This is a genomic window from Streptococcus sp. SM3 (assembly GCF_027497875.1).
In genome coordinates, this window is sequence record NZ_JAJNSA010000138.1 from 1 (window position 1) to 5,096 (window position 5,096).

Consider the following 5,096-nt stretch of genomic DNA (forward strand, 5'->3'; position numbering starts at 1 on the left):
GCTTGCAAGTCAGTCAAATCACCTGAAACGACTGCTGTTGCTGATTCTGGTACCATATTTTCACGTAAACCACCTGTAAAGCTGTGAAGACGGGCAGCACCTGCATTTTCACCTGCAAAGTGGAGGTATTCTGTGATATTTCCTTTTTCACCATTGATGATTGGGAACTCAGCATCTGGAGAGAAACCGAAGTCTGGTTTTGCAAGTCCTACGTGCTCGAAATAGTAGTCCATGTCTGCCCAACCTGATTCTTCATCTGTTCCAACGATGAAACGAACTTTCTTAGAAGTTGGAAGGCCCAATTCTTTGATGATTTTCAAACCATAGTAACAAGCTGTTGTAGGTCCCTTGTCATCTGAAGCCCCACGCGCATAAAGGCGACCGTCTTTGATAGTTGGTGTGTAAGGGTCTGTGTCCCAACCGCTACCAGCAGGCACTACGTCCATGTGGGCAAAGATTCCGAGAACTTCTTCTCCATCACCAAACTCGAAATGTCCTGCGTAGTTATCAACATTTTTAGTTGGGTAGCCATCACGGTCTGCAATTTCAAGGAATTTTTCCAAGGCTTTTACCGGCCCAGGTCCAAATGGATGCTCAGCATCAGCCTTGCTGTCATCACGTTCTGAGTTGATTTCCAAAAGGCTAAACAAGTCAGCCAAGAGGTCTTCTTTGCGTTTTTCTACTTCTGCTGTAAAATCAATTGTTGTCATTTTTTTCTTCTTTCTATCTTTTCTCGATGATTTCATCTACTGGCAAGCGGTAACTTGGTTCCAATTTTTCGTCTGTGTATCCCACTGTAATCAAAAGTTCTGGGCGGAAGCGGTCTTCGATATCCAAAACTTCATTGACTTTTGATTTGTCAAAACCAAGAATCAGATTTGATCCGATTCCTTGGTCTGTAAGAGCCAGAACCAAATTCATAGCAACCAAACCTGCATTGAGGGCTAGGTAGTCGCTGACTTGTTGTTCATTGTAACGGGCAAATTCAGCAGGCAAATTTTTCATAAAGTATTGAAGTTGTTCTTCTGAGAAATTGTTAGCACCACCAACTCGGGCAATCTTACGAGCACGTTTAGCCAAATCTGTGTCTGTAAACAAGGCAATAGTTACAGGCGCTGATAATACCTGCTCAAAGTTGGAACCGTAAGCCAACTTTGCCAGTTCAGCATTTTTCTCACGAACCACTACAAATTTCCATGGCTGGCTGTTGTGGGCACTTGGTGCCAAGGTTGCAATTTCGATAGCCGTACGCACATCTTTTGGATCAACTGGCTTATCAGTGAAATGCTTGGTCGCATGACGTTTTTTATTTAATTCAAGAAATTTCATAATCGATTTCCTTTTCTAATTCTACTGCTTCCATTTTACCATATTTTGAAAGAGCTTGCAGGGATTTTTCATAGGAAAAGTAATAGCAAAAAAACTGCTCTATGCAGTTTGTAGCAATTATTCTAGTTACTCACTATAAAATTAGCAAATGGAATCATACTGAGATAGCTTCTCCGTTGTCACTTCTTCCAACTTTTTCTTTACCTGACCTTTTATAGCCGTATCCATCTGTGATTTTATTTTCCCAATAGCGACTTTTGTCTCCTCCGCACTTTCTCTCACTTTTTCTTTATAATCTGTTTGCAAAGAATTTTTTTCCTTTAGGATTACTGTCGCCATTGTATAGATTCTGTTCCTCTCCATCATACGATACATCTGACGTAAAGCAAATTCATATTCTTCATCTGTATAATATTCATTTAATGGCGCGAGCATATGACCTCCTTAAATCTCCGATTGTCTGTTCTAACTCATCTTGCTTTTTACGATAATCTCTGTTTAACAAATCCTCTTGATACTGCAATTCATCTTCTCTATGCCTACACACAAACTGAGAATCCTCCATCAATTGTTGTAAACTCCTATAAAACTGTTCTCCATCTTGGTAACTATATTGTCCTTTTTGAAGAAAAGCAGTCATCTTACCAGCTTCGTCTTCTACGATTCGGGCAAGGCGGTCTCGACGTTCATAGAGTTCATTGCGTTGATTTGTAAAAGTTGCTTTCTGCTTTAGATATTCATCTTCCAAATCATAATACTCTTTTTCTTTTGCTTTTAACTTTTGGAAGACTAAATCCGACTGTTCCATTTTCTAAATTCTCCTGCCAATTCCTTATCTGTGGCTAGTTTATTCTCAATGACTTGGATAATCTGTTGGTTAAGGGTATCAAATTCTGTGGCTAGTTTTTCAGCTTTTTGGTTCATTTGCTCAAAATCTTGCTCAACTGAACCGACAATCGTATCCCGAGTCACACCCGCAGACGCAAAAGTCGATAGGACTTCATCATAACTCAGGTATCGGAAACTACTAAAGTCAAGCTGATTCCATAGTTCTTGTGATTTTGACACCACCTCCTCTTGAAGGTGCTTGACGTCGTCTGCACCAGCTCGAGCCGCATTAGCCATTCCTTCCCCTAGAGCCATCCCCTGCAAGCTATCCAAATATATTTCTTCCTTGCTTGACAAACCATCTGCCGAGAGGTAGCTTTTGATTTTTTGGTAGCGGTACATACCCGCTGTTGCTTCTGCTAGCGCCGTTACTTTGAAATCTGTGACACGTTTTCCGTTCAAATCAACTAACTGGCCATTCTCATCAAATCGCCACTGGGACAAGTTATGATATTCTAACTTGTCATCCCAGTTATCTTTTGCAGGATAGATATAGGGATAGATAGCTGTTTGAGTCGTATTTCCCATAATATTGCCAATAAAATCATACTTATGACGGTAATTGCGAAATTGTTCTGGATGCTCTTGCATGTGCTTGATTTCTTCTTTCGAAATCAAGTTATGAATATCTGGCCCATTATACCCTATATTGGCATAACCTCGCTTCAAAGCGACATACATAGCCAGAGACTCTCCAAGCGAATGCCCCGCAGTTGTGATTTTAGCAGAGGGATAAGTTTTTTCGATTTCTTCCGCAAAACTCAGAGCCGTTTGAAATTGAGATTTTCTAAATGTCTTTGTTTTCGAATCCGACAACATCCGTCTATCACCAAATCCTATTGATTGGATATCTGTTTGGATGTCAAGCCGATCGTCTCTATTCGTCCCAGCATAAGCAATCACTACATGACTATAATCCACATTCCCATTTTTATCCACAGGAGCAACCGCCATCGCCTGCATACCATTGGAGGTGTTGTCTTTTGCACTCAGAACTCGAAAAGTTTGAGAATCCTTTCTTAACTCATCTCCTGCTTTCCATGGAGTTGAATTTTTATTTTTATCAACTTCATATACTTGGTCAACTAAGTAATTAAAACTTTTATCCGTAATCATATTATCTCACCCAATAAATAACTGTTATATTTGACATAAGTGAATCGCTATTTATTACTTCCGGATTATCTCTTTCTATTAATTCATTCCCATTACTTTGACTAATATGCTGTCCAAAACCTATTTCATCCTCTGTCATCAAGTTTTGAACAGAAAAAGTGACAAATATTTCGTCATTGACAATGGCATTAGAATTCCAAGTTCCTGTTAATTTATTCTGTTGAAAACTTGTAAACTCAATCTTCTCAACCTTTTCATAATGACTAACTAAGTATAACGCCATCCTATCCTGTTCAATTCTCATTTTTTCTTCCATCGTTTTTTCTTTTTGTTGATTCAAACTAAACATTATAATCCCTCCTATGATACAAATTACTAAAGCAATAATACCCCATTTTTTGTGCCTATTCATTAACACACCTCCTTATATTATTCTATAAAGCAACTTGGTCTGAATTACCTTATAGTATAACATAAATGGCTTTTTTACTTAACATTGGCATAATTCAAAGCTGTCACAAACTGAGAATCCTCCATCAATTGTTGTAAACTCCTATAAAACTGTTCTCCATCTTGGTAACTATATTGTCCTTTTTGAAGAAAAGCAGTCATCTTACCAGCTTCGTCTTCTACGATTCGGGCAAGGCGGTCTCGACGTTCATAGAGTTCATTGCGTTGATTTGTAAAAGTTGCTTTCTGCTTTAGATATTCATCTTCCAAATCATAATACTCTTTTTCTTTTGCTTTTAACTTTTGGAAGACTAAATCCGACTGTTCCATTTTCTAAATTCTCCTGCCAATTCCTTATCTGTGGCTAGTTTATTCTCAATGACTTGGATAATCTGTTGGTTAAGGGTATCAAATTCTGTGGCTAGTTTTTCAGCTTTTTGGTTCATTTGCTCAAAATCTTGCTCAACTGAACCGACAATCGTATCCCGAGTCACACCCGCAGACGCAAAAGTCGATAGGACTTCATCATAACTCAGGTATCGGAAACTACTAAAGTCAAGCTGATTCCATAGTTCTTGTGCTTTTGACACCACCTCCTCTTGAAGGTGCTTAATATCGTCTGCACCAGCTCGAGCTGCATTAGACATCCCTTCCCCTAGAGCCATTCCCTGCAAGCTATCCAAGTATATCTCTTCCCTACTTGACAAACCATCTGCCGAGAGGTAGCTTTTAATTTTTTGGTAGCGGTACATACCCGCTGTTGCTTCTGCTAGTACCGTTACTTTGAGATTCGTAACTCGCTTTCCGTCCAAATCAACTAGCTGGCCATTCTCATCAAATCGCCACTGGGACAAGTTATGATATTCTAACTTGTCACCCCAGTTATCTTTTGCAGGATAGATATAGGGATAGATGGCTGTTTGAGTCGTATTTCCCGTAATATTGCCAATAACATCATACTTATGACGGTAATTGCGAAATTGTTCTGGATGTTCTTGCATGTGCTTGATTTCTTCTTTCGAAATCAAGTTATGAATATCTGGTCCGTTATACCCAACATTGGCATAACCTCGCTTCAAAGCGACATACATAGCCAGAGACTCTCCAAGCGAATGCCCCGCAGTTGTGATTTTAGCAGAGGGATAAGTTTTTTCGATTTCTTCCGCGAAACTCAAAGCCGTTTGAAATTGAGATTTTCTAAATGTCTTCGTTTTAAAATCCGACAACACCTGTCTATCACCAAATCCTATTGATTGGATATCTGTTTGGATGTCAAGTCGATCATCTTTATTCGTCCCAGCATAAGCAATCAC

At 39.3% G+C, this 5,096-nt stretch carries 8 protein-coding genes; all 8 read right to left on the reverse strand.

Annotated elements, in window-relative coordinates; genetic code table 11:
* Positions 1-710, reverse strand: a 710-nt coding sequence (locus PAN06_RS12865) for a Sapep family Mn(2+)-dependent dipeptidase (RefSeq protein ID WP_269796520.1), incomplete at its 3' end; no start/stop codon positions are given.
* A gap of 13 nt (positions 711-723) precedes the next feature.
* Complete coding sequence (locus PAN06_RS12870) at positions 724-1,329, reverse strand: nitroreductase family protein (RefSeq protein ID WP_064276322.1); 606 nt, start codon at positions 1,327-1,329, stop codon at positions 724-726.
* A gap of 141 nt (positions 1,330-1,470) precedes the next feature.
* Positions 1,471-1,764, reverse strand: a complete 294-nt coding sequence (locus PAN06_RS12875) for a hypothetical protein (protein ID WP_004269862.1) — start codon at positions 1,762-1,764, stop codon at positions 1,471-1,473.
* Positions 1,745-2,137, reverse strand: a complete 393-nt coding sequence (locus PAN06_RS12880) for a hypothetical protein (protein ID WP_064276320.1) — start codon at positions 2,135-2,137, stop codon at positions 1,745-1,747. The genes PAN06_RS12875 and PAN06_RS12880 overlap by 20 nt, the downstream gene beginning before the upstream one ends.
* Positions 2,119-3,333: a triacylglycerol lipase gene (locus PAN06_RS12885; RefSeq protein WP_269796521.1), complete on the reverse strand. Its 1,215-nt coding sequence runs from the start codon at positions 3,331-3,333 to the stop codon at positions 2,119-2,121. Before PAN06_RS12885 ends, PAN06_RS12880 begins: the two co-directional genes overlap by 19 nt.
* Position 3,334: 1 nt before the next feature.
* Positions 3,335-3,745, reverse strand: a complete 411-nt coding sequence (locus tag PAN06_RS12890) for a hypothetical protein (RefSeq protein ID WP_004264263.1) — start codon at positions 3,743-3,745, stop codon at positions 3,335-3,337.
* A 74-nt stretch (positions 3,746-3,819) separates the two neighbouring features.
* Positions 3,820-4,113: a hypothetical protein gene (locus PAN06_RS12895; protein ID WP_269796522.1), complete on the reverse strand. Its 294-nt coding sequence runs from the start codon at positions 4,111-4,113 to the stop codon at positions 3,820-3,822.
* Positions 4,095-5,096 (reverse strand): triacylglycerol lipase (locus tag PAN06_RS12900; protein ID WP_269796523.1); only part of this gene is annotated, 1,002 nt, incomplete at its 5' end. The genes PAN06_RS12895 and PAN06_RS12900, both read right to left, overlap by 19 nt.